At 50.9% G+C, this 920-nt stretch carries 2 tRNA genes and 2 rRNA genes; all 4 read right to left on the bottom strand.

Annotated features, from left to right (window positions below):
* Positions 1–99 (bottom strand): 23S ribosomal RNA (locus FO268_RS22720); the annotation flags it as partial.
* Between the two features lie 318 nt (positions 100–417).
* A tRNA-Ala gene (locus FO268_RS22725) sits at positions 418–493 on the bottom strand.
* Between the two features lie 127 nt (positions 494–620).
* Positions 621–697: transfer RNA gene (locus FO268_RS22730), tRNA-Ile, on the bottom strand.
* A gap of 111 nt (positions 698–808) precedes the next feature.
* Positions 809–920 (bottom strand): 16S ribosomal RNA (locus tag FO268_RS22735); the annotation flags it as partial.

A 920-nucleotide genomic window follows, 5' to 3' on the forward strand; every position in this document is an offset into this window, starting at 1 on the left:
AGCTTGTTTGCCAGCTCCCCGAGCCTTATCGCAGGCTTCCACGTCTTTCATCGCCTCTGACTGCCAAGGCATCCACCGTATGCGCTTAGTTGCTTGACTATATAACCCCAAGACAACTGATCACGAATCCACACCCTTCACCAGGCAAGCCTGATGCAGAGGTTGATTCGAGACAGCCACTTGAAGTCATATACAACCACTTCAACGACAACACCGGATAACGCTTGAAATCGCTATCACATTGAATATTGCTTCTCGGAGATAATGAGAAACAATACTCGTGTTCTATCTCGTCCAATTTGTTAAAGAGCAAATCTGACCCAGTGATCAGAAAGAAGAACTTCCGCTTAACAACCCCTTGTCATTAAACCGAAATGCTTGTTTCTGCACACTGCTAACCGAAGCTAGCCAGTAATATGGTGGAGCTATGCGGGATCGAACCGCAGACCTCCTGCGTGCAAGGCAGGCGCTCTCCCAGCTGAGCTATAGCCCCTAGACTTATCACCCAAACCCGGCCGCGCACGGATTCCCAGGCTATAAAATTGTGTGGATCTAGGCGCTTTCAAGCGTAGTGTGCGAACAGCACATGAGCTTGGAAGCAACGACGAGCCACGCAATTTTGGTGGGTCTGGGTGGACTTGAACCACCGACCTCACCCTTATCAGGGGTGCGCTCTAACCACCTGAGCTACAGACCCGGTTTTGCTTGTCTCTCAACAAGCCAAGTCGGGCCTGCATAGACCCTTTGCTCTCTTCTCAAGTTAACCAAGTAATTCGTGTGGACTCTGACCGAAGCGTTCGGCTTCGTTTAAGGAGGTGATCCAGCCGCAGGTTCCCCTACGGCTACCTTGTTACGACTTCACCCCAGTCATGAACCACACCGTGGTGATCGTCCTCCCGAAGGTTAGACTAACCACTTCT

Source organism: Marinobacter denitrificans, from assembly GCF_008795955.1.
In the GTDB taxonomy this organism is placed as follows: Bacteria; Pseudomonadota; Gammaproteobacteria; order Pseudomonadales; family Oleiphilaceae; genus Marinobacter; species Marinobacter denitrificans.